Source organism: Neisseria sp. P0021.S007 (assembly GCF_051956855.1).
In genome coordinates, this window is record NZ_JBQCXA010000590.1 from 1 (window position 1) to 666 (window position 666).

Here is a 666-nt window from a genome sequence, read left to right on the forward strand (position 1 = left end):
CCTGAAACTGTCGCCCAATACGATTGCGTGGTTCTGACCACCGATCACGACAAATTCGACTATGACATGATCACCGAACATGCCAAGCTGATTGTCGATACACGCGGCAAATTCCCAGTAAAAAATCCTAAAGTCATCAAAGCATAATCTTGCTTCAGACACATCCGGCTGCCTCCGGTTTCCCCGACCGGGACGGTAGCCGGTTTCCCAAGGCTATTTGTTTTTCAGACGGCCTTGGCAAACCGGCAACGGTAACAACACATACCCTACGAAAAACGCTCAGCTCGAACTTCTGGCCGTCTGAAAACAAATAATATGAACGCGAAAAAAATCCTCGGCTACGCATTGGGCCCGATAGGAAGCGCCGCTTTCGGCCTGCTTTCCCTGCCGTTCATCTCATGGTACTTCCCTGCGGAAGACATCGGCCGTATCGTACTCTTGCAGACCATTGCCGGACTGAGCATCCTGTTGCTGGGCTTGGGGCTGGACCAATCCTATATTCGCGACTATTACGCCGTTAAAGACAAGGCCGCGCTGTTCAAATCCGTTTTTTTATCGCCATTGATTCTGACTGTGGCGGTTGTGGTTTTAGTGTTACTGATAAACGCATCATGGCCGTCTGAAATCATTTTTGACATCCCCAGTGCAAATTTGGGGATTCTCTTT

2 pseudogenes are annotated in these 666 nt (G+C 49.5%); both read left to right on the forward strand.

The window, feature by feature from the left end:
* Positions 1-147: pseudogene (locus ACTHUR_RS14800) on the forward strand (UDP-N-acetyl-D-glucosamine dehydrogenase); the annotation flags it as partial.
* A gap of 168 nt (positions 148-315) precedes the next feature.
* Positions 316-666, forward strand: a pseudogene (locus ACTHUR_RS14805) (lipopolysaccharide biosynthesis protein); the annotation flags it as partial.